Below are 21,640 nucleotides of genomic sequence, written 5' to 3'. Positions count from 1 at the left end.
TAAATAAATACACAAACACTGTTTTACGCTTGGAGGGGGCATGGACTTATTCAAATCACTCTACGTTTTTCTCGAGAAGAGCTTCTTCAATTCCCTCACAAAAAAGCTGGCCGGAAACCTCTCCGTATTCCTTCTTCTGCAAGGGCTTTTCCTGGCCCTGACATTCTGGAGCCACCGTGCCATCAGGGATATCCTTGAGGGGACGGAGTCAGCCCCGGAGAAGGCGGCGGCCCTGAGCGCGATCGCCGAGACGTCCCTGCGGCTGGGGATCGGCATCTGGCTCCTCTCGGCAGTTGCCCTGGCGGCCGTCGTCCTGTTCCTGCGCTTTCTGGTGGTCCGCCCGGTCCGGCGCCTGAGCAACTCCCTCTCAGAGATCGCCTCTGGCGAGGGGGACCTCTCTGTCAGTCTGGAGGCGGCCACCTTCGACGAGTTCCGCACCCTGGCGCAGAACTACAACCTGTTCCTGGAAAAGATCAAGGGCACCCTCCTCTCGATGCGCCGAAGGGGTCTCAACATCGCGGTCCACTCCGCCCAGTTGGCGGGCAAGGTGGAGAGCTCTTCGGGACATGCCGGCAAACAGGGGGAGCTGGCCAACGTCGTCTTCGCCTTGAGCAACGAGTCAACGGACGCCCTCGGCGAGGTCTCCCGGAGCGTCCGGGCCATATCCGGCTCCACCGCCCGCAACCTTGAGACGGCCCGGTCCTCCTTTCAGGAACTGATGGAGGTGAACGGAAACATTCAGTCGATGACGGAGAAGATCTCCGAACATGACCAGACCATAAAGACGATGGCCGCCGATTCGGCGAATATCAAGGAGATCCTCGGCACCATCCGGTCCATCTCCTCCCAGACCAGCCTGCTGGCACTGAACGCCGCCATCGAGGCGGCCCGGGCGGGAGCCGCGGGCAGGGGCTTCGCCATCGTGGCCGGAGAGGTCAAGAGACTGGCGGAGCAGGTCAACGCGGCAAGCGAAAACATCGAGGAGAAAATCAACGCCATGCTCGGCCACCTGGAGACCTCCCTGACCGAATCGGAGGAAACCCGCTGCCATGCCGAGAGCACCCAGGAGGCGGTGGTCAAATCGTGCGACAGTTTTCGGGAAATGATGGGGGATTTCGAGGGAAACGTCCGCCAGCTCGAGCAGACGACCGCCGCGGTGGGGCAGCTCTCACGGGCCAACGAGGATATTCACGGAAAGGTTTCGGGGATCAACGACTTCAGCCTCAACGTCACCCGGCTGATGGGCACTTCCGAACAACTTTCCCGGAAGCTGAAATCGGGGACCGAAAAGATGCAGGAGGTGGTGGCCCGGTTCAGGGTCGGAGAGGGCTATTTCGAAAAGATCATCGACGCGACCCGGGAGTTCCGGGACCAGGTCGAAGCCGCCCTGGCTTCCGCCCGGGAGAAAGGCATCGACATTTTCGACCGAAACTACCGGCCGATCGAGGGAAGCCACCCCCCAAAGTTCCACACCGCCTACGACACCCACCTCGAGGGGATGCTCCAGCCCCTCTACGACCGCCTCCTGAAGACGGTTCAGGGCAGCGTCTATTCCCTCGCCGTTGACGTCAACGGCTACGGCCCGACCCACAACAGCAGGTTTTCCCGCCCGCCCAGCGGTGATCCGCAAATCGACCTGGTGCACAGCCGGAACAAGCGAATCTTCAGCGACCAGACCGGCATCCGGGGCGCCAAGAACCGCAACCCCTTCCTGCTGCAGACCTACATGCGGGACACGGGAGAGGTCCTGAGCGATCTCTCCATGCCGATAGAGATCGCCGACCGGCACTGGGGCGCGGTGCGACTGGGCTTCGACCCCAAGGTGCTGCTCGAGAGCTGAGTGAGGCGGCCAGGAGGGTCAGGCCGGTCCCAGGCGGACGATGATGCCGCCGACATAGCGCGGGTCGAGCTGGTCCGGCCGAAGGGAACAGAATTCCTCCTCCCACAGGTCGAGGCAATAGGCCCCGAAGGCCCCGCTGCCGGGCTCCAGGGAGTCGAGCCATTGCACAGTTTCCCGGCGCAGATCTTCGACCACCTTCCCCCCTGCGCAGGCCCTGGCGTGGAGGGCGGCAATCTCCTCCTCGGGTATCGGGGTGGGAAGAAAGTCCCGCCCCAGGATCCGGTTGGCCAGGGCGGTGAGGAATATTTCGGAAAGGGCCACATCCTCTCCCGCATCGGGAAGGCATCCTTCCAGGCACAGAGCCTCGGGGACCGGCAACTCGAAGGGAAAACGCTCCTCGAAGAGCCGCTGCTGGACCTCCAGGCGATCCAGCCACTGCCCCGCGCGGGACAGGTCAGAAAGGTTGGCGAAGGGGCGCTCCCCGCCCCGGCTCTCATCCTCGATACCGGAGAAGAACTGGGGCTTTTTCCGGTCCAGCCCCGCCACCAGGGCCCGGAAGGGACCATCGAGGTAGGGACCGAGGGCCGAGCGGCGGACCTTCCGGCTGCGCTGCTGCAGATCCAGGGTGAGGCTGAATCCGAGTCGGAACAGGTATTCGAGGCCCACCCCGTCGAAAAGATCCTGCGCCTTGCCCAGGTCCCCCCCGGAAAGGTGCTCCAGGGCGATGTTGAGGTAGCGGTACACCGTTCCGGCGCCGGCCTCGACCTGGGAGACGTCTCCCACATCGACCCGGTCGGCGCTCATCGCCTTGTTGATGAGGTAGGTCAGCTCCCAGCAGATTTCCGGGCCGACGCCGCCGGCCACGATCTCGGCCAGCAGGTCTCGGGGCGAGGCCGCCGTCAGCACGAATCCGGGCGCCTCCACCCCCCTTTCCCCAGGCTCCACCGCCACCTTGCGGCAGCGGTCCGCCTCGAAGCTCTCGGGGGCGAAGTAGCTGTAGATGGCGAGGGACTCGAAGGGATCGGGAAATCCGCGGTCTAGAAGGCGCCCCGCCCGGAAACGGTAGACCGTCTCCTCCAGGGGAGAGGTCATCTCCCAGCGCACCCCCTGCAGAAGGCGCCCGTAAAATTCGGGCACCCGCCGGAAAAGGAGCTCCAGAAAACCTCCGACCAGCTTGGCGCTCTCCGAGTCGCGGTATTCGAGCTGGTATCCCCCCGAACCGGCCAGCGCGGCCTGCATTTCCTCGTCGTCCCCGTAGTCCTCGGGGCCGAAGGTCACCGTGACCCACTTCTGCATCATCAACGCCAGCAGCTCAAGGTCAAGCTCCAGGGCCATCCGAAGAACTCTCTCTTCATCGTCGCCATCGAGGAGGGGCTGCAGCCAGCGCAGGCAAGCCTCCCCGTCGAGGATGTCCTCCTTCCAGCAGTCGAGATCGAGGAAAGCCGTGAACTGCTCGGTGCTGGCCAGGGCGAGGAGTTCGGGAACGTCCTCGCTGCCCAGTTCCTTGATCAGGATGTAAACCTCCTGCGCCGGCAGACGCTGCACCAGGCGTTCGGCGTCCCGGGCATCGAGGATCAAATCGTATTTTTGTCGCCCATGAGCGACACGGACCATCTCCATGCGCTCCTCGAAGGCGAGAGCGTTGAATTCCTGGGGCGTGATGGCCCGGGATTCCCTCAGCAGGGTCAGGTGGCGCACCTTTTTCCGGGGGGGCAGTTCAATTTTGGCCATGATAATAAACTCCTGAACTTTCGTCCTTTTTCAACACGGGGAGGACAATGTAATGCAGCAAGCGGATCAGGTCAAGCCGGGAAATGCTCCTCCTTAGGATAGAGACCAAGGGTTCCCCCTCCTGCAGCCCCGGACTTTCGCTAAAAGCCTGCTCCGCCTCTGAAAAGGCGGCGCCCATTGGCACCGCACATTTCCTTCAGAGAGGCCCAAAGACCCAGCTCATGGTTTTGAGCCACAAAGAAGGGCGGCCCTTTAAGCCGCCCTTCTTTGTGTCACCCTCGTTGCAACGAATAGCAGACAAGGTTCTCGTCACGAAGTCAGCCGCAACGGCACAGGTCCCCCCTGGACCTTGCTGCGCAGGAAATCCTCAACCTGCCCCGCCGGCACGGGGCGGCAGAAGTGGTACCCCTGCCCGTGTTGGCACTCCCTGGCCTGAAGAAAGATTTTCTGCTCGGCGGTTTCCACCCCCTCGGCGACCACCTCCAGGTTCATGCCGTGGGCCAGGGCAATGATCGAGGAGACGATGGAGGCGTCGTTGGCATCGGAGGTGATGTCGCGCACGAAGGAGCGGTCGATCTTGATGGCGGAGATGGGAAAACGCTTCAGGTAGCTGAGCGACGAGTAGCCGGTGCCGAAATCGTCGATGGCCATGCGAATGCCGCGCATCTTGAGATCGGTCAGGGTCATGATGGTCTGCTCGACCTTCGCCATGACGACGCTTTCGGTGATCTCAAGCTCCAGCCATTGCGGGTCGAGACCGGTATCCGCCAGGACCCGGTCGACGGTGTCGACAAACTCCGGCTGCTGGAACTGGCGCCCGGAGATATTCACCGCCACCCGCACGGGGGGCAGCCCCTTCTTCCTCCAGGAGCCGATCTGGGCACACACCGAGCGCAGGATCCACTCGCCGAGGGGCACGATCAGGCCGGTCTCCTCGGCCAGGGGAATAAAATCCCCGGGGGGAACCATGCCCCGTTCCGGATGCTGCCAGCGCACCAGAGCCTCGAGACCGATGACCTCGCCGGAGCTGAGATTGACCTGCGGCTGGTAGTGCAGGACGAACTGCTCCTGCTCCAGGGCCCGGCGCATGCTGTTTTCGAGCAGCAGCATTTCATGCACCCGGGCGTTCATGTCCGGAGTGTAGAACTGGTAGGTGTTGCGCCCCTGCTCCTTGGCCCGGTACATGGCCACGTCCGCGCACTGGACCAGCCCCTCCACCTGTTCGCCGTAGGCGGGGAAGAGGCTGATGCCGATGCTGGCCGAGGCGTAGAGCTGGTGCTCATCGAGTTCGATGGGCCGCTGCAGGCTTTGGAGGATCTTCTTGGCCACCAGGACCACCTCCTGGATGTCCTGATCGGCCTCGAGCATAATGACGAATTCGTCCCCGCCGAAACGGGCGACCGTGTCCGCCTGGCGCACCTGCTCCCGCAGACGCCGGGCGACGGCCTGCAGCATGCGGTCGCCGATTTCGTGCCCCAGGGAGTCGTTGACGTTCTTGAACCGATCCAGGTCGAGAAACATGACGGCCAGTTTCTGACCGCCGCGGCGGGCCTTGTGAAGCCCCTGCTGCAGGCGGTCCTGAAACAGCAGCCGGTTGGGCAGATTGGTCAGCGCGTCGTAATGGGCCAGGTGGTAAAGGCGCTTCTCGTTGTCGCGCAGGGTCTCCTCGGTCTTCTGCCGCTCCAGGGCGATACCGATGCTCGAGCCGAGCCGCTCGAATAATTCGATCGTCTCCAGGTCGAAGATCCCACGGCGGCGGTCGTTGAACTGGAGCAGGCCGATAATGCCCGTGCCGGAGCGCAGGGGAATGAGGGCGATCGATTCATAGCCGTCGACGGCCCAGCGCCTGCCGGTCGCGGCCCGGAAGTCCTCGGAACCTTCGGAGGCGAGCAGTTCCGAGGCATTGTTGGTCCAGAAGCTTCCCCCTTCGGTGTAGAAGGGCCACGAGGTATCCGTTTCCCCGCTCAGAACCGTTCCGCACAGGCCGTCGGCCTTCCCGGCCCGAACGAACTCCTCGGAGAAGCCGAGGGTCTTGTAGTAGGGGTAGTCGCCGTTTTCCTGGAGGCGGATCCCGAGGGCCTCGAACCCCTGGTATGTCCTGATCAGGCGCAGGAAATCGTAGATCTTCTCCTCGGTCCCGGCGGGAAGGGCCAGCAGTTGCAGGACCTTGGTGGCCAACTGCTGCCGCTTCTCGGCCGCCTTGCGCGCGGTGATGTCCTCCTTGACCGCCACGTAATGGGTGATGGTCCCTTCGGAACTCTTGACCGGGGCGATGATAGCCGACTCCCAGTAAAGGTCCCCGTTCTTCTTCCGGTTGAGAAACTCGCCCCGCCACTCGGTTCCCCCGGTGATGGCCTGCCACATGCGCCGGTAATCGTCCGGTGACATGCGGCCCGATTTCAGGAAACTCGGATTTCTCCCGAGCACCTCCCGGGGCGCGTAACCGGTCAAAAGGGCAAACTTGGGGTTGACGTACTCGATGAGGCCGGCGGTGTCGGTGATCATGACCGAGGCCGGGCTCTGCTCCACCGCCCGGGAGACCTTGCGCAGCTGGTCCAGGGTGTGCCAGCGCTCGGTAACGTCCCGGAAGCTCCAGACCCGGCCGACCGTCTCCCCGCCGACGCGCTGGGGCACCGAGAGCAGCTCATATACACGGCCGTCCCTGAAGCGCAGGGTGTCCCAGCTCTCCTCCTCGGGCCGGTCGGCAAGTTCCCGGGTCTTGGCCATGAAGGCCTCTGGCTCCTGCAACTGGTCCAGGGCCCGCCCCATGACCTGCTCGCAGACCTTCACCCCGGCGTCTTCCCCCTCAAGCCCCCACATGGACACGAATTTCTTGTTGTGGATAACGACGTTCCCTTCCCGGTCGGCCACGACGATACCGTCGGCCGTCGATTCGAGGGTGGCCCGCAACAGCGAAAGGGAGCGCTCGAGGTCCTGGGAAGAGCGTTTGCGCTCGGTGATGTCCTCCAGGGTCTGGATGACCGCCGTCAATTCCCCCTGGCTGTTGTGGATGGGGGCGGCGTTGAAGAAGATGTAGCGCTCCTTGCCGTTGAGGTCGGGATACCAGCCCTCGGCCTGGAACCCCTGGGGAAGGAGCCCCGAGGGGCCGAATTTCTCGTAGAGGTCCTGCCCCATCCCGGGGCTGCCGTCGACTACCAAATCGGCCAGGCAGGGACGCTTGTGGTCGTAGAAGACCCGCCAGTGGCCATCGGTACCGAGGATCTCCCCGCTCCGGATGCCGGTGAGTTCCTCGCAGGCCCGGTTCCAGAGAATGACCCGGTGTTTGGTGTCGAGAACGAAGGTGGGGACCGCCGAATTCTGCAGGAGGGCGTCTGAGAACTGTCGCTGCTCCTCGAGCTGCCGCTCCACCAGCTTGCGGTCTGAAATGTCGAGGAAGGTCCCCAGCATTCCCCCGAGGGCGCCATCGAGGTCGGGGAAGGTGGCCTTGTAGAAGATCACCTCTCGGGTCGTTCCGTCGGCGAAGGCCACCGAGGTTTCGTAGACCTGCGATCCTTTTGCGTCGAGCAGCTCCCGGTCCGCCCGGTCGTAAACCTCCGCCAGTTCCGTCGGGGCCACGTCGTAGACCGTCTTGCCGAGCAGATCCTCCCGCGGGATGCCGATATATTTCTCGAAAGCCGTGTTGCAGCCGAGGTAGCCCCCCTCGGCATCCTTGTAAAAGACGGGGTTGGGCATGGTGTCGATGAGCACCTGGAAAAAGTGCAGCTGTCCCTGGAGCCGCCCCTTCTGGGTGTGAAGGTCGGCGAGCATCGCATTGTAGGCCAGGGCCAGGGTCCCGATCTCATCCTTCCGGGACATCTCGACGGGCGGAAGGGGATCTTCTGCTCCGGTGATCCCCCGGACGTGTTCGGTCAGGCGCTGCAGTGGGCCGGTGAAGAAGTCCATGAAAAACCAGACGCCCAGAACCGCCATCCCCACCATGACAACCACGACCGCAAGGAAATACTCCCGGGCCTTGGCCACCGGGGCGAAGACCTCCCTCGCGGGCCGCTCTCCCCACAGCAGCCAGTCTTTGGCCTTCAGTCTTTTGACCGCGGCAATGGAGCGCAGGCCCTCGGCGTTTTCCGTCTCCCCGGTCCCCTCGTATCCTGCGAGGGCTTTCTGAAACAGGGGGTCGTAGGTCGTTTTGGGGCTGGGCTGGAGGATCTCGCCCGGGTCGCGGTGTACGACGAAAGCTCCCGATGCGTTGATCAGGGTAAGATACCCCTCACCCCCCAAATGCCTATTGTCGATCCGCCCGAGAAAGTTGTCGCCAAGCAGGTCGAGGCTTCCTCCGATCACCCCGGCCAGGCGACCGTCGGGCTGGTAGATGGGGACGGTGAACATGATGAGGGGATGATGCCCCTGATGCGCGGCAAAGAAAGGCTCGGAGACATGGGGCTCCCCCGAGGCCAGGGTCCTCTGAAAATAGCGGCGGTGGGTGAAGTTCTTTCCCTGGATGTCGGGAAATTCCGGGACGGAGGCCATCAGCGTGCCGTCGGCAGAAAAGACGTGAAGACCGTGGTCGAAAATGGGGCGGGTGTCCTGGTGCTCCCGGAGGATTTCCTCTGCCCGGGCGGGGTCCTGCAGAGCTTCGGGGGGAAAGAGCCCGGCCAGGGCGATGAGGACCTGCCGGGCGGAAACGATCTTGGAATCGACCTCCTCGGCCAGGGCGGAGACCATGGAAAACTGCTGCTCGGACAGGGTCGTCCTCAGCCCCCGCCCGAAATAGGACAGGGCAAAAAAGGCCATGATCGAAACCGTCCCCGCCACCAGCAGGGAGACGCCCACCGTCATCTTGCCCCTCAGGCTGAACAAACCCATTCCATCCCCCCGCAGAAAAACTTGACCGGCCAACAATATAACGTTTTTCTATTTTGCAAAAGCTACAAACTCGACTTAAAAAATTAAATTTACGCCATTCTTTTCGACAACCCAGGCAAGACTCTTAAGCAATTTGTAAAGTATTTAAAACACCTTTTAAAAACCATTCCCCTGCCGCATTTTTGCCGACCCGTCCCGGGAATGTATAATGAAAGGCAGCAGCCGAACGAAGAGGTCCGAGCATGAAAACCGTTCACGCCGTCCCCCTCATAGTCCTGCTCCTTCTGCTGACCGCCCCCGCCGGGGCCCTCGACCTGCGCCAACTGATCCGAGAGGTGGAGGACCAGCACATGGGGCGTTCCTCCGAGGCCCGCATGACCATGCAGGTGCGCACGGAGCACTGGGAGCGCAACCTGGAAATGGAGGCCTGGTCCCTCGGCCGGGACCACTTCCTGGTGCGCATTCTCGACCCGCCCAAGGACCGCGGGGTGGCCACCCTCAAGGTGGGCAAGGAGGTCTGGAACTACCTGCCCAAGGTCGACCGCACCATCAAGGTGCCGCCCTCCATGATGGGGGGAGCCTGGATGGGGAGCCACATCACCAACAACGACCTGGTCAAGGCCGCCCACGTGGACGAGGACTACGACTTCCGCCTTCTCGAGGAGACGGAGGCTCTCTGGACCATCGAGGGGATAGCGAGGCCCGAAGCGGCGGTCGTCTGGGGTAAAATCGTCTACGCCGTGGAGAAGGCCCACCGCGTGCCGCAACGCATCGCATACTTCGACGAGGAGATGCTCAAGGTGCGAGAGATCGTCTTCGACGATGTGCAGACCGTGGGCGAACGGACCATCCCCATGCGCATGACCGTTCAGCCTCTGGACAAGCCCGAGGAGGTGACGATCATGCACTACGGACGGCTCTCCTTCGACGTCCCGCTGAAGGAGAGCTTCTTCTCCCTGCGCCAGCTCAAGAGCCGTTGACCATGCTGCTGCGCCTGGCCCTGCGCAATATCTGGCGCAACAAGCGCCGCACCCTGCTGACGGTCAGCGCCATGGTGGTCTCCTCCTCCCTGCTGATCCTGGCCCTGGGGGTCTTCTCCGGCATGTTCCGCGACATGCTCGCCTCGGCCACCGAGCAGTACCACGGCCACCTGGTCGTCTCGGCCCGCGGCTACCAGGAAGACAGGGACATGTTCTCTTTCCTGCAGCCCGGCAGCGCTCTTGAAGAAGCGATACAGAGCACCAAGGGCCTCACCGGTGCCTCTCCCCGGCTGCGCGCTTTCGGGCTGGTCTCCCACACCGACACGTCCCAGCCGGCGGAACTGCTGGGCGTCCTGCCGCAGAGGGAGCGGCAGGTCACCAGCCTGGCGGAGAAGACCGTCGCCGGCGGCTACCTCCCCGATTCTCCGGCTAACGGGGCCTTCATGGGGCATGGGCTGGCCGAAAAGCTCGGCGTTGCCCCGGGCGACGAGCTGGTCTTTCTCACCCAGGCCGCCGACGGCTCCATCGGCAACGACCTGCTCCGGGTGACCGGTCTGTTCGAAACCGGGGATGCGGGGCACGACAACAGCCTGGTCCTGGTCGGCCTGCCCTGGCTGCAGCAGGTCACCGTCATGCAGGATCGCCTGCACGAGGTGGCCCTCGGCGTCCTGGAGCCGATGCGGGCCGCCGAAATCGCCCTCCCCCTCAACACCCGCCTGCCCGAGGGGACCGAGGCGCTGGACTGGGGCCAGTTGCTTCCGGAGATGCGCGAGGCGATCGCCGCCTACGACGTGAGCCGCTTCATCGTGGTCATCATCCTCTACCTGGCAACGGGCCTGGGCATTCTCAACACCTTCTTCATGTCGGTTATGGAGCGGACCCGCGAGTTCGGCATCCTCATGGCCATGGGAATGCGCCCCTGGAGGATCCGCACCCTCGTCCTGCTGGAAAGCCTGCTCATGGGGGGAATCTCCCTCGTCCTCGGCCTGACCCTGGGGCTGGCGATGAGCCTGTATATGGCCGAGGTGGGCCTCGACCTCTCCGGCCACCTGACCCCCATCACCTACGCCGGAGGAACCATCCTGCCACGGCTCTCCGCGGTGCTCGAGTGGCCCAACTTCTCCGTCCCCGCGGTCCTGCTCTTTGCCGTCTGCCTGATGGCCGGGTTCCTGCCGGCCAGCCGGGCAGCCCGCCTCAACCCCGTCGAGGCCATCCGGGAGGAGTAACATGGAATACCTCGAGCTGGCCTGGAAGAACCTGTGGCGCAACCGGCGGCGGACCTTCATCACCCTGGGGGCCCTCTCCTTCAGCCTGATGCTGGTCCAGGCCTTCCACAACCTCTCCTTCGGGGTCTACGCGCGCATGATCGACAGCGGGGTGCGGGCCGGCTCCGGCCACATCGCCGTCTACCGGGGCGATTACGCTGAGAGCCGCGACGAGAAGCTCTCCTTCGCTCCGGGCGCCCTGGCAAAGGAGATCGCCGCCATAGAGGGAGTGGTGGGGGTTCTCCCCCGTGTCTACCTCCCCGGCCTGGCCCAGTCGAGCCGCGAGAGCCGGGGCATCCTGCTGACCGGGATCGACCCGGAGGCCGAACGGGCGGTCAACCCCTTCCTGAAGGGACTGCCCCGGGAGAAGATGGTGCGCACCCCCGGCGGGCGCGACGCTGTGCTGGGCAGCCGGCTGATGCGGGAACTCAAGATCCGCGAGGGTAACAAGTTCGTCATCACCCTGCAGAGCCGGGAGGGGGAGCTGGCCAGCGAACTCTTTCGGGTGCGGGGGAGTGTCACCACCGGGGTCAAGGATCTGGACGGCTCCCTGATCATGGTCGGGCGGGAGAGCGCCGCAGCCCTCGGAGGAGCGCCGGGAGAAGTCCACGAGCTGGCGGTGGTGCTGAGGGAGGCCCGGGCCGATCGGAAGGTCTTTCCGGCCATCGAGACGATCCTTGCCGGGCGACCGCAGCTGCGCCCGCTCGCCTGGGAGGAGGCGATGCCGAACCTGGCCAACGCCATCCGACTCGACTACGCCAGCCAGAAGTTCATCTTCGTCATCATCCTGCTGATCGTCACCATCGGGGTGGTCAACACCCTGCTCATGTCGGTGATGGAGCGGACCCGGGAGTTCGGCATTATCCTCGCGGTGGGCGCCACCCCTGGCCGGCTGCGGCTCATGGTCCTGACCGAGGCCCTGGTGCTGGGCCTGCTCTCCATGGCGGCGGGGACCCTGCTCGGCTCCCTCGCCACCTGGTACCTGGTCGATGTCGGGATCGACCTGCGCCGATTCGTCCCCGAAAGCCTCGAGTTCGGCGGCGTCGTCTTCGCCCCCATCATGCGCGCCATGTGGGACCTTCCCTGGATGGGCCAGATCGCCCTCTACGTGGGAGGGCTGTGCCTGCTCGCCTCCCTCTACCCGGCGGCCAGGGTGGCACGCATCGCCCCGGCCGAAGCGATGAGACATGTTTGAAAAGGCAGCTATCAGCTATCAGCTATCAGCTATCAGCTATCAGCTATCAGCTATCAGCTATCAGCTATCAGCTATCAGCTATCAGCTATCAGCTATCAGCTATCAGGCTTTAGGTTTCAAACTGACAACTGACAACTGACAACTGACGCCTGCATTCAAAGGATGCTTTCATGCCCCTCGTCGAACTGGACAGAATCTCCAAGGTCTATCCCCTGGGCAATCAGCAGGTGGTCGCTGTGGCGGAGCTCGACCTGGCCATCGAGGCGGGAGAGTTCACCGTCCTCGCCGGACCCTCGGGCAGCGGCAAGACCACGGTCCTCAATCTGATCGGCTGCCTCGACCAGCCGACCTCGGGGACGGTCACCATCGAGGGACGCGACATGAGCCGGCACCCGGTCCGGGCCCTGGCCGACTTCCGCCTGAGCAGCATCGGCTTCATTTTCCAGTCCTACAACCTCATCCCGGTGTTGACCGCGGAGGAGAACGCCGAATTCACCCTTCTCCTGCAGGGAGTTCCCCGGCCCGAACGACGCCGCCGGGTGCGGGCCCTTTTCGAAGAGCTGGGCATCGGAGGGCTGGAAGGGCGCAAGCCGGGCGACCTGTCCGGCGGCCAGCAGCAGCGTGTGGCCGTCGCCCGGGCGATGGCGGCCGGCCCCAAGCTGGTGCTGGCCGACGAGCCGACCGCCAACCTCGACTCCAAGACCGCCTCCGACCTGCTCGACCTGATGCGACGGCTCAACGAGACCCAGGGCACCACCTTCATTTTCAGCTCCCACGACCCCCAGGTCATCGCCCACGCCCGGCGAGTGATCCACCTCAGGGACGGTCGCCTCGAGTCGGACACGGGGGAGAACGAGTAAGAAGGTCTTCACCACCAGGGCTTGCGATCGATTTTCAAGCCGCATCTCTTTCCTGCATGCTCGAAGGCATTGGCATCGGATGGCTGGCCACGATGACTGACTTCTTTACCTACCTCCAAATCCAGGGAACGCGCGACCCGTCGGCGAAGGGGAAAACCTTCAAATGCCTGCCCCCCTTGTTGCTGGCCCTTCTTTCTCTTTGCCTCTCCGGCCAGGTCGCTGCGGCGGAGCTGCCCGGCGGGGTTCGCCTCGGCGGCCATCTCAAATCCCTCAACGTCCACGTGCAGGCGGCCCCGGGCGGCTCATTTCCCGACACCGATTTTTCCTCGAACCGCCTGCGGCTCGACCTGACCGGCTCCGCCGGCGAGACCCTCGACTGGGAACTCTCAGCGGAGAACCTCCTGCTCTATACCGACCCGAAAGGCAGCATCCCTCTTCCGGGCCAATCGGCGAACCGGGCGGTCGAGCTGGAACAGAGCTGGAACGAGGGGGAGGATTTTGCGAACAGACTGGAGGTCGACCGCCTCAACCTGCGGACGACCTTGCTGGGGGTGGACTGGACGGTGGGCCGGCAGGCCATCGGTTTCGGGGGGATCCTGATGTTCTCCCCTCTCGACATCATCGCTCCCTTCCCTCCGGACGCCCTCGATACGGACGTGCGGCCGGGGGTGGACGCCCTTCGGGGAGTGCGCTACTTCGGAAGGGGTGGGCAGATCGGCGCAGTGGCGGTGCTGGGCGATGGTCGGGACAATCACTCCTACCTGGCCACCTTTTCCCACAACTGGAAAGAGGTCGACGTTCAGGGGCTCGGCGGCTTGCTGCGAAAACGCCCCACCGTCGGCCTGGGGCTGGCCGGCAGCCTCGGAGGGCTGGGGATCAAGGCCGAGGCGACTGCCTACCAGGGGAAAAACACCGACAAGGCCGGCGGCGACCTGCACGACACCTTCACCATCGCCGCCCTGGAGACCTGGTACCGGTTCGAAAGCGACATCGTCCTGCTGGCCGAGTACCTCTACAACGGAGCGGGAGCGGAAGAGCCCGGCGACTACCCCCGGGCGGCGGTCTCGGCCCCTTTCCGGGAGGGGTTGAGCTTCCTGCTCGGCCGCCACTACCTGCTCCTCGCCCCTTCCTACGAAGCCCATCCCCTGGCGACCCTGAGCGGCCTGCTGATCTGGAACCTCGATGACGGCTCCTTCATGCTCCGTCCCCTCGTCGACCTCTCCCTGTCCGACAACCTGGTTCTGCAGGCGTTCTGGAACTACAACGGGGGACGGGATCCCCGCCCCCTTCCCTCTCCGCTGCCGCCCTTGCCGCGCAGCGAATTCGGTTCCGCCGGCAGCAGCGGCGGGCTGCTCATCAAATACTTTTTCTGAGTTTCACTCCACCCGGGTTCGGCGACACGCCGAAAAGAACGGACCTCGTTGCCATTTCCTAATTACATGGTATTCATAACTAAAGTCGTATTCTTTCTACCTCAACACCCGCAGGGAGGGACACCATGAAAACTGGACCATTTGCGAATATCATCCTGGGAATCGCGATCTTCGCTCTTCTGGCTGGCCCCGCCTTCGCGGAGAACCGCGCCGGTGCCCTGATCCTGACCCCTTCCATCGGGGGGTATGTATTCGAGGGGGACCAGCACCTTGAGAACGACCTGGCCTACGGCCTCGGGCTCGGCTACAACTTCACCAAGCACTGGGGTGCAGAATTTGTCTACAATTACGTCAACACAGAGTCCGAGGTCGGCAATCTGGACGATTACGAGGTCTATCTCGGCCGGATCAACGCCCTTTACAACTTCCTGCCCGACGAAGCCCTGGTCCCCTTTCTCTCCGCCGGGCTCGGCTGGACCTATCTCGACCCGGACACCAAGGGCGGGAAGGGCGACGCCCTGTTCAACTACGGAGGGGGCCTGAGCTACTTCCTCACCGAAAACCTGGCCCTGCGCGGCGACGTGCGCCACATCCTCACCTTTATCGATGAGTCCAGCCACAACCTGCTCTACACCGGGGGCCTGAACTACCTTCTGGGCGGGCACCAGCCCGCCGCCCAGCCCATCGACAGTGACGGAGACGGGGTCATCGATCCCCAGGACCGTTGCCCGGACACCCCGAGAGGAGTCATGGTGGACAGCCGTGGATGCCCGGCCGACAGTGACGGGGACGGCGTCCCCGATCACCTCGACAAGTGTCCCGGCACCCCCAGGGGCGCCGCCGTGGATCAGCAGGGCTGCCCGAGCGACAGCGACAGCGACGGCGACGGCGTCCCCGATCACCTGGACAACTGTCCCGACACCCCCAAATGGCAGCTGGTAGACAAGCAGGGATGCCCGCTGAAGTACACCATGCACCTCGAATTCGACTTCGACAAGGCCGAGATCAAGCCCGACCATCATGTCGCGCTGGAGCAGGCCGCCCGGTTCATCCGGGGGAACCCATCCCCCCACATCCTGGTCGCCGGGCACACCGACAACGTCGGCAAGGCCGAGTACAACCAGCAGCTCTCCGAAAAACGGGCCGCGGCCGTGCGCCAGTACCTGGTCGAGAACTTCGGCATCGACAGCTCGAAGCTGGTCGCCCGGGGGTTCGGTGAAACCCAGCCGGTCGCCGACAACAACACCGAAGAGGGACGGGATCAGAACCGCAGGGTCGAGATCCTATGTTGCGCCCTTCTCCCGGACTAACCCCTTCCACTGCCAAGAACAAAAAAAGAGGGACCAGGATGATCCTGGTCCCTCTTTTTTGTTCCGGAGAAATCCCCTTGGAGCTTCCTACTGCCGCTTCTCGGCCACCAGCAGGTAAGGGGCCTCTTTGCGGTTGGCCACCTCCAAGCGCAACACGTGCCACTTGCGCGACGACAGGTCGCCGAACACCCTCTCCAGGGCCTGCCCTTCTTCACGCCCCCCCGAATGCCCGACATAGACAGCCACGGCGATACGCCCGCCGACTTCCAGAGAGAGGCAGGCCTGGCGCAATGCGACACAAGTCGAATGCTCAGCGGTTTTGACCGTCGATTCGCTGCCCGGCAAAAAGCCCAGGTTGGCGATCACGGCCCTGGGTGCTCCGTGAAGGTAGGACTCAAGGCGGGCATGGGTATCGTGGACGAGGGAGACCCCCTCGGGCAGAACGGGCGGAAAATCGTCTTCTCCCCAGACGTGGACGGGGACGGCGGCCTGCTACAGGGTGCGCCGGGAGCATTCGAGCGCCTCTTCCTGGATATCGAACGCAAGGACCCGGCCTCCGGGCGCGACCTTTCGGGCCAGGAAAAGGGCGTCACTCCCTTTGCCTGCGGTAAGATCGACCGCGAAATCCCCCGGCCCGACAACCTCAGCGACAAATTCGTGGGCCCAGGACGTTATGTGGAGCAGTTGCCTAGGCATCCCCCTTGGCTCGGACATCCTGCAGGACCTTCAGCTTGGCGTCGATCATCTGACGGTGGGAGAGGCGCAGCAGTGTAGCCATCTGTCGCACCAGGTAGTCTTCGTACTTGTCGAGAACCCCGTCCACGTAAACGATGCGCCACAGGGCCTCCATCACGTCCTGCTTCTCCTCGACAGTGAAATTCTCGTTGACCTGCCGGGTGAACTGAAAAAGATCGAGGCTCGACTCCCGTTGTTTCTGGGCAAACTCGGTCAATTCCGCCGTCGCCTCGACCGACAGGCCGAACCGGTCCTGCATCAGGTCCCGGACCAGGGTGGCCTCCATGGGGTGGAACTCTCCGTCGGTATGGGCCATCTCCAGAAGCAGAACGCAGGTCGCGATCTGGATGCGCTCTCCCTCGGCCTCTGCGTTAGGCTCCGGCCCCGGGCTGCTCACCACCCGCTTGATCAGACTCAGCATGCCGCCCCCCCCTCGCCCGGCGTTTCGCTGTAGCGAATCACCCGCGCCTTCTCAAGGGTAACCATGCCCCCCTTGAGCATCTCGTCGAGGCGAGGCAAGACCGCATCGATTCTCTCCTGGCTGTCGACCACCTCGAGGACCACCGGCAGGTCGGCGGAAAGACGCAGCAACCGGTCGGTGTGGGTCACGCTGTTTGCCCCGAAACCCATGGCCCCTTTGAGCACGGTGGCCCCGGCGAAGCCCTCCTGGCGGAACATCTCAACCAGGACCTCGTAAAGCGGCTTGCGCTCCCAGCGGTCGCTCTCGCCGATAAAGATGCGCATCAGGGTCTGGTCCCCCTCGAGTTTGGCCATTGCGTCTCCTCTGTCAAAGCTGCCGGGCAAGAAGAATCCCCAGCCCGGCAAATACGATACAGACGGTCACGTTGAGCAGTACATTGGCCCCGGCCTGAACGAGGCTCCCCTCCTCGAGAAGCCGCACCGTCTCGTAGGAAAAGGTCGAAAAGGTCGTAAACCCGCCCATGAAACCGACGGTGATGCCCATGCGCAAACCGGGCGAAAAAAGGGTGCTGCGAAGGCTTCCCTCCATGACCAGGCCAAGCAGGAAAGACCCGAGGACATTGACGGCCAGGGTGCCGTAGGGCAGCCCCCGGCCGACCAGGGTGTAGGTCCACCCCGAGAGAAAGTAGCGGCCGAGGCAACCGAGGGCGCCAAACAGTCCGATGTAGAATATCTGCATGAAATCGCTGGCCTTCGCGGAGGTTCGACTGACTTCGGGCGTCCTGCCGACATTATGGGATTCCCTCCCTGCCCTGTCAACGGCCAATTCCCCCCCCCGGGACTCCCCGATTTCCCCTTGCGCGGAGCGATGCGACTTGCTATATTTGGCACTCTCAACCCAGGAGTGCCAATCATCTAATTTCAATACGCTTTTCGGAGTCTCATGCCGATGCACACTGCCAGCCTGCCCATCATCAGTGACGGTTTCGAACAGTATATGGCCCAGATCAACCGCTTCGACCTGCTCGACCGGGAAGAAGAGCATGAACTGGCCCGCCGCTATCGACGCCGGGGCGACCTGAAGGACGCTCACCGCCTGATCTGCGCCAACCTGCGCTTTGTGGTCAAAATCGCCCACGAATACCGAGCCTACGGCCTGCGCATCCAAGACCTGGTGCAGGAGGGGAATGTCGGCCTGATGATGGCGGTGAAGAAATACGACCCCGACCGGGGCACCCGTCTCATCTCCTATGCCGTGTGGTGGATTCGCGCCTACATCCACAACTACATCATGAAAAGCTGGTCCCTGGTCAAGATAGGCACGACCCAGGCCCAGAAGAAACTCTTTTTCAAGCTCAACCAGACCCGTGAAGCCATCAAGAGATTGACCGGCGGAGAGGACGCCCGGGACATTGCCCGTGAGTTGGATGTCCGCAACGAGGACGTGGAAGAGATGTCCCTGCGCATGGCCTGCCGCGACACCTCCCTCGATCGGGAACTGACCGCGGGCGAGGATTACACCCTCATGGACACCCTGGCCGACGAACGGGATACCCAGGAAGAGTTGCTCCTCAAGAAGGAGGAATCCCAACTCTTGTCCGGCCAGGTCCAAAATGCCCTGGACCAGCTTAACGAGCGAGAGCGGCGCATCATCCGGGACCGAATCCTTCTGGACCCGCCAAAAACGCTTCAGGCCCTGGCGAATGAGTTCAACATCAGCCGCGAAAGAGTGAGGCAGCTGGAAAAGAATGCCCTGGCCAAAGTCGGGGACGCTCTTGCCCCTACCCGCTCGCAGCCCCCCGATCCCCCCCCCTTTCCGCCAGCCTCTGTGAAGCTTGAATATCGTTGACAAATTTCCGGTCATCCCTTAGGTTGCACCCGAGACCAGACTCTGCCCGACAAGGACATTCCTCATGACGCTTCGCCTGCTGATTCTCGCTCTTCTGCTGCCCGCCCTGGCCGCCTGTACCCCGGCGGCATCACCGCGCCCGATCGGCCAGGAGGCCCAGCAAAACTTTCAGGAGGGCGAGAGACTTTTTGAAAAAGGGCACTACCAGGAGGCCATCGCCGCATGGGAGAAGGTCCGGGAGTCGTATTTTTCCGCCCAGCTCAACACCCTGGCAGAACTGAAAATCGCCGAGGCCTATTTTAGGGACAGCAAATTTCTGGAAGCGGCCATCGCCTACGAGAACTTCCTGAAGGAGCATCCCGGCCACGATCGAACCTCGCAGGTCCTCTACCAGATGGGCATGGCCTACTTCAAACAGATCCTTTCACCCGACCGGGACCAGACCGCGACCCGGAACGCGCTGACGACCTTTCAAAGCTTTGCCAGACTCTATCCGGACGATCCCCGGATTGAAGAGGTAGCCCCCCTCATCCAAGACTGCAAAGGCCGCCTTGCATCCCACGAACTCTATGTCGGCCGTTTCTACCTGCGCACCGGCGAGGTGCATGCCGCCATCGGCCGCCTCAACGCCCTGCTGACGGACTATCCCTCCTTCGAGGAGCGGGCCGAGACCTACTACACCCTGTGGAGGGCCTACGTCGAAATGGGCGACCCCAACCGGGCGGCCACGCCCCTCAGGACCCTCCTCAAGGAGTTCCCTGACAGCAAATGGGCAAAAAAGGCCCGTTAAGAGGGCACCGCCGCCGATAACTCCGGGGCCGCCGCCCCTCCCCATCCATAGATCCCCTCCCCGTCCCACCGCAATTTGACAGCCTCGGTTTTTCGGCTAAGCTACCCACGATGCGCCCCCTGATTCGCCCGACTCACCCGGAGAGGAGAAAGCCCCTCACCGGCCCGGCCGCCCCAAACACCGTATTGCCCCTAACCACAGGCGGCAGATGCATTCGGGGGAGGCTTTTTTTACCCCGAGTAAAATTCCATTCAATCTCCGCAGCACCCTGGAAGCAAAAAAACAGACCACAAACACACACAAAAATCTGGCCGAAGCGGTCGTCGAAAACGATGCTTTTTACTCAAAGTAAAAGAGCCAATATTTTCCCTTGACTAAAAATTTTCCACATATTATACATCCTGTATACATTTGCCATATAACGTCTTTTTAAAAGATTTCCGGTGATACGGGATCCCCGTCGCCCACAACAGGATCCTTCGTCCTTTCGCCCGGAAGTCAACATACCCGTTTCTCAGGAGAAGCCCCTGCCACGGGCCTAAAAGGGCATTCATCCCCGACCTCAAAGCCGGACTCTTTCCATGGAAAGGGCCCCCAATTGTGATCGGGCAAATAATCTCATAGGAAGAGGAGAGAAAAGATGTCGGAATTCGGTACACTGCAAGATCGCGTCCGCCGCAAGTCACTGCTGAGCAAGGTTAAGACCGCCGAAGAATGCCTCGAATTCTTCAAGCCCGGGATGAATCTCGGCTGGTCCGGCTTCACCCCGGCAGGCTACCCCAAAGAGGTGCCCATCGCTCTGGCCGACCATGTCGAGAAGAACAACCTCCAGGGCAAGATGAAGTTCAACCTCTTCATCGGCGCCTCCGTCGGCGCGGAGACCGAGGACCGCTGGGCGACCCTCGACATGATCGACCGCCGCTGGCCCTACCAGACCGGCAAGAACATCGCCAAGGGGATCAACGAAGGCCGCATCCGCATGGGTGACAAGCACCTCGGCCTCTTCGCCCAGGACATGGCCTACGGCTTCTACACCGAAAACGGCCGCATCGACGTCGCCATCATCGAGGTTTCGGCTGTTACCGAGGACTGCGGCCTGGCCCTGACGACCTCCTGCGGCATCGTTCCCGAACTGATGATGGTCGCCGACAAGATCATCCTCGAGGTCAACACCGGACAGCCCTCCTTCGAGGGGATGCACGACATCGTCATGGCGCAGAACCCGCCCAACCGCCAGCCCTTCCTGATCACCAAGGCGGGCGACCGCATGGGCACCCCCTACGTCCCCTGCGACCCCGACAAGATCGTCGCCGTTGTCGAGTCCAAGCGCCGCGACAAAGGCCGGGCCTTCACCGACATGGACGCCACCTCCGAAGCCATCGCCGGCCACATCATGGACTTCTTCGGCAACGAAGTGAAGCAGGGCCGCCTGCCGAAGAACCTGCTGCCCCTGCAGTCGGGCGTCGGCTCCATCGCCAACGCCGTCGTCGGCGGCTTGGCCAAGGGTCCCTTCAGCGACCTGACCGTCTACACCGAGGTTCTGCAGGACACCATGCTCGATCTCTTCGACTCGGGCAAGCTGAAAGCCGCCTCTTCCTGCTCCCTCTCCCTGTCTGAGAACCCGGGCTTCCCCCGCTTCTTTGAGAACTGGGACAAGTATGCGGACAAGATCACCCTGCGCCCCCTGTCCATCTCCAACGCTCCCGAGCCGATCCGGCGTCTGGGGTGCATCGCCATGAACACCCCCGTCGAGTTCGACATGTACGCCCACGCCAACTCGACCCTCGTCGGCGGCACCCGGATGATCAACGGCCTCGGCGGCTCCGGCGACTTCCTGCGCAACGGCTTCCTGAAGATCATGCACTCGCCGTCGACCCGCCCTTCGAAGACCGACCCCCAGGGCATCACCTGCGTCGTTCCGAAGGCACCGCACATCGACCACACCGAGCACGACCTCGACTGCGTCGTCACCGAGCAGGGCCTGGCCGACCTGCGCGGCCTGGCTCCGAAGGACCGCGCACAGAAGATCATCAACACCTGCGCGCACCCCGAGTACAAGCCGATCCTCCAGGAGTACTTCGACATGGCCAAGAAGGAGTGCCTGGCCAAGGGCATCGGCCACGAGCCGCAGCTCTTCGACCGCTGTTTCAAGATGCAGCAGAACCTGGCCAAAAACGGCACCATGAAGATCAAGAGCTGGGACATCAACATCGATCTCTGCGAATAAGGATCGACCTGTCCCATTGATGAACGAAGAGGCCCGCCGGTCAAAACCGGCGGGCCTCTTCATTTATGTACCCGGCAATGAAAGGTGGGAAATCCGATGCGGAACCAAGGATCAATGCGGACAAGGTAATTAGCTGTCCCGCTCGTATATGGTCTCCCCCCGCTTTGCAAGGGCTTGTGAACTGAATGACAGGGACAGGATTGCTGCCGTATATCCGGCCTCTCTGTGAGAGAACTCAATCTCT

General features: G+C 62.9%; 18 protein-coding genes. 11 read left to right on the top strand and 7 right to left on the bottom strand.

The window, feature by feature from the left end; genetic code table 11:
• The first annotated feature begins 40 nt into the window (after positions 1-40).
• Positions 41-1,840 carry a methyl-accepting chemotaxis protein gene (locus C0617_RS00905; protein WP_291315140.1) on the top strand — a complete coding sequence of 600 codons (1,800 nt, stop codon included), beginning with the start codon at positions 41-43 and terminating at the stop codon, positions 1,838-1,840.
• An 18-nt stretch (positions 1,841-1,858) separates the two neighbouring features.
• Here C0617_RS00905 and C0617_RS00900 read toward each other — a convergent pair whose 3' ends face one another.
• Both C0617_RS00900 and C0617_RS00895 read right to left on the bottom strand, forming a co-directional pair.
• Positions 1,859-3,571, bottom strand: a complete 1,713-nt coding sequence (locus C0617_RS00900; RefSeq protein ID WP_291315139.1) for a DUF6178 family protein — start codon at positions 3,569-3,571, stop codon at positions 1,859-1,861.
• 309 nt (positions 3,572-3,880) lie between these two features.
• Positions 3,881-8,392, bottom strand: coding sequence for an EAL domain-containing protein (locus tag C0617_RS00895; protein ID WP_291315138.1), 4,512 nt, complete (start codon positions 8,390-8,392; stop codon positions 3,881-3,883).
• 242 nt (positions 8,393-8,634) lie between these two features.
• On the opposite strand from C0617_RS00895, the gene C0617_RS00890 reads away from it, so the two are divergent.
• The 7 genes from C0617_RS00890 (at position 8,635) to C0617_RS00860 (ending at position 15,375) form a co-directional block, all read left to right on the top strand.
• Entirely contained in the window at positions 8,635-9,372 is a 738-nt protein-coding gene (locus C0617_RS00890) for an outer membrane lipoprotein-sorting protein (RefSeq protein WP_291315137.1), read from the top strand.
• Positions 9,373-9,374: 2 nt separating this feature from the next.
• Complete coding sequence (locus C0617_RS00885; RefSeq protein ID WP_291315136.1) at positions 9,375-10,598, top strand: FtsX-like permease family protein; 1,224 nt, start codon at positions 9,375-9,377, stop codon at positions 10,596-10,598.
• A 1-nt stretch (position 10,599) separates the two neighbouring features.
• Positions 10,600-11,832, top strand: coding sequence for an FtsX-like permease family protein (locus tag C0617_RS00880; protein WP_291315135.1), 1,233 nt, complete (start codon positions 10,600-10,602; stop codon positions 11,830-11,832).
• Positions 11,825-11,971, top strand: a complete 147-nt coding sequence (locus tag C0617_RS00875; RefSeq protein ID WP_291315191.1) for a hypothetical protein — start codon at positions 11,825-11,827, stop codon at positions 11,969-11,971. The genes C0617_RS00880 and C0617_RS00875 overlap by 8 nt, the downstream gene beginning before the upstream one ends.
• 31 nt (positions 11,972-12,002) lie before the next feature.
• Positions 12,003-12,692: an ABC transporter ATP-binding protein gene (locus C0617_RS00870; protein WP_291315134.1), complete on the top strand. Its 690-nt coding sequence runs from the start codon at positions 12,003-12,005 to the stop codon at positions 12,690-12,692.
• A gap of 92 nt (positions 12,693-12,784) precedes the next feature.
• Positions 12,785-14,065, top strand: coding sequence for a hypothetical protein (locus C0617_RS00865; protein WP_291315133.1), 1,281 nt, complete (start codon positions 12,785-12,787; stop codon positions 14,063-14,065).
• A 125-nt stretch (positions 14,066-14,190) separates the two neighbouring features.
• Positions 14,191-15,375 (top strand): OmpA family protein, encoded by a 1,185-nt coding sequence (locus C0617_RS00860; RefSeq protein ID WP_291315132.1) that lies wholly within the window; start codon positions 14,191-14,193, stop codon positions 15,373-15,375.
• Positions 15,376-15,462: 87 nt separating this feature from the next.
• Here C0617_RS00860 and C0617_RS00855 read toward each other — a convergent pair whose 3' ends face one another.
• From C0617_RS00855 to crcB, 5 genes are read right to left on the bottom strand one after another with little or no spacing between them, the layout of a single operon-like run.
• The gene (locus C0617_RS00855) at positions 15,463-15,816 is read right to left on the bottom strand and encodes a class I SAM-dependent methyltransferase (protein ID WP_291315190.1); all 354 of its coding nucleotides are present in this window, start codon (positions 15,814-15,816) and stop codon (positions 15,463-15,465) included.
• A 51-nt stretch (positions 15,817-15,867) separates the two neighbouring features.
• Positions 15,868-16,071 carry a hypothetical protein gene (locus C0617_RS00850; protein ID WP_291315131.1) on the bottom strand — a complete coding sequence of 68 codons (204 nt, stop codon included), beginning with the start codon at positions 16,069-16,071 and terminating at the stop codon, positions 15,868-15,870.
• Positions 16,064-16,531: a TerB family tellurite resistance protein gene (locus C0617_RS00845; protein WP_291315130.1), complete on the bottom strand. Its 468-nt coding sequence runs from the start codon at positions 16,529-16,531 to the stop codon at positions 16,064-16,066. The genes C0617_RS00850 and C0617_RS00845 overlap by 8 nt, the downstream gene beginning before the upstream one ends.
• On the bottom strand, positions 16,525-16,884 hold the full coding sequence (locus C0617_RS00840; RefSeq protein ID WP_291315129.1) for a DUF190 domain-containing protein: 360 nt from the start codon (positions 16,882-16,884) through the stop codon (positions 16,525-16,527). Before C0617_RS00840 ends, C0617_RS00845 begins: the two co-directional genes overlap by 7 nt.
• Before the next feature lie 13 nt (positions 16,885-16,897).
• Complete coding sequence (gene crcB, locus C0617_RS00835) at positions 16,898-17,269, bottom strand: fluoride efflux transporter CrcB (protein ID WP_291315128.1); 372 nt, start codon at positions 17,267-17,269, stop codon at positions 16,898-16,900.
• A gap of 210 nt (positions 17,270-17,479) precedes the next feature.
• Here crcB and rpoH point away from each other — a divergent pair, with 210 nt between their 5' ends.
• The 3 genes from rpoH (at position 17,480) to C0617_RS00820 (ending at position 21,396) form a co-directional block, all read left to right on the top strand.
• Positions 17,480-18,379 carry an RNA polymerase sigma factor RpoH gene (gene rpoH, locus C0617_RS00830; RefSeq protein WP_291315127.1) on the top strand — a complete coding sequence of 300 codons (900 nt, stop codon included), beginning with the start codon at positions 17,480-17,482 and terminating at the stop codon, positions 18,377-18,379.
• A gap of 64 nt (positions 18,380-18,443) precedes the next feature.
• Positions 18,444-19,169, top strand: a complete 726-nt coding sequence (gene bamD / locus C0617_RS00825) for an outer membrane protein assembly factor BamD (RefSeq protein ID WP_291315126.1) — start codon at positions 18,444-18,446, stop codon at positions 19,167-19,169.
• A 640-nt stretch (positions 19,170-19,809) separates the two neighbouring features.
• The gene (locus tag C0617_RS00820; protein WP_291315125.1) at positions 19,810-21,396 is read left to right on the top strand and encodes an acetyl-CoA hydrolase/transferase C-terminal domain-containing protein; all 1,587 of its coding nucleotides are present in this window, start codon (positions 19,810-19,812) and stop codon (positions 21,394-21,396) included.
• Positions 21,397-21,640: the final 244 nt, after the last annotated feature.

It is taken from the genome of Desulfuromonas sp. (assembly GCF_002868845.1).
Taxonomy (GTDB): Bacteria; Desulfobacterota; Desulfuromonadia; order Desulfuromonadales; family BM501; genus BM501.
The sequence above is the reverse complement of the archived record's forward strand: the minus strand, read 5'-3'. Positions and strand labels throughout refer to the sequence as shown.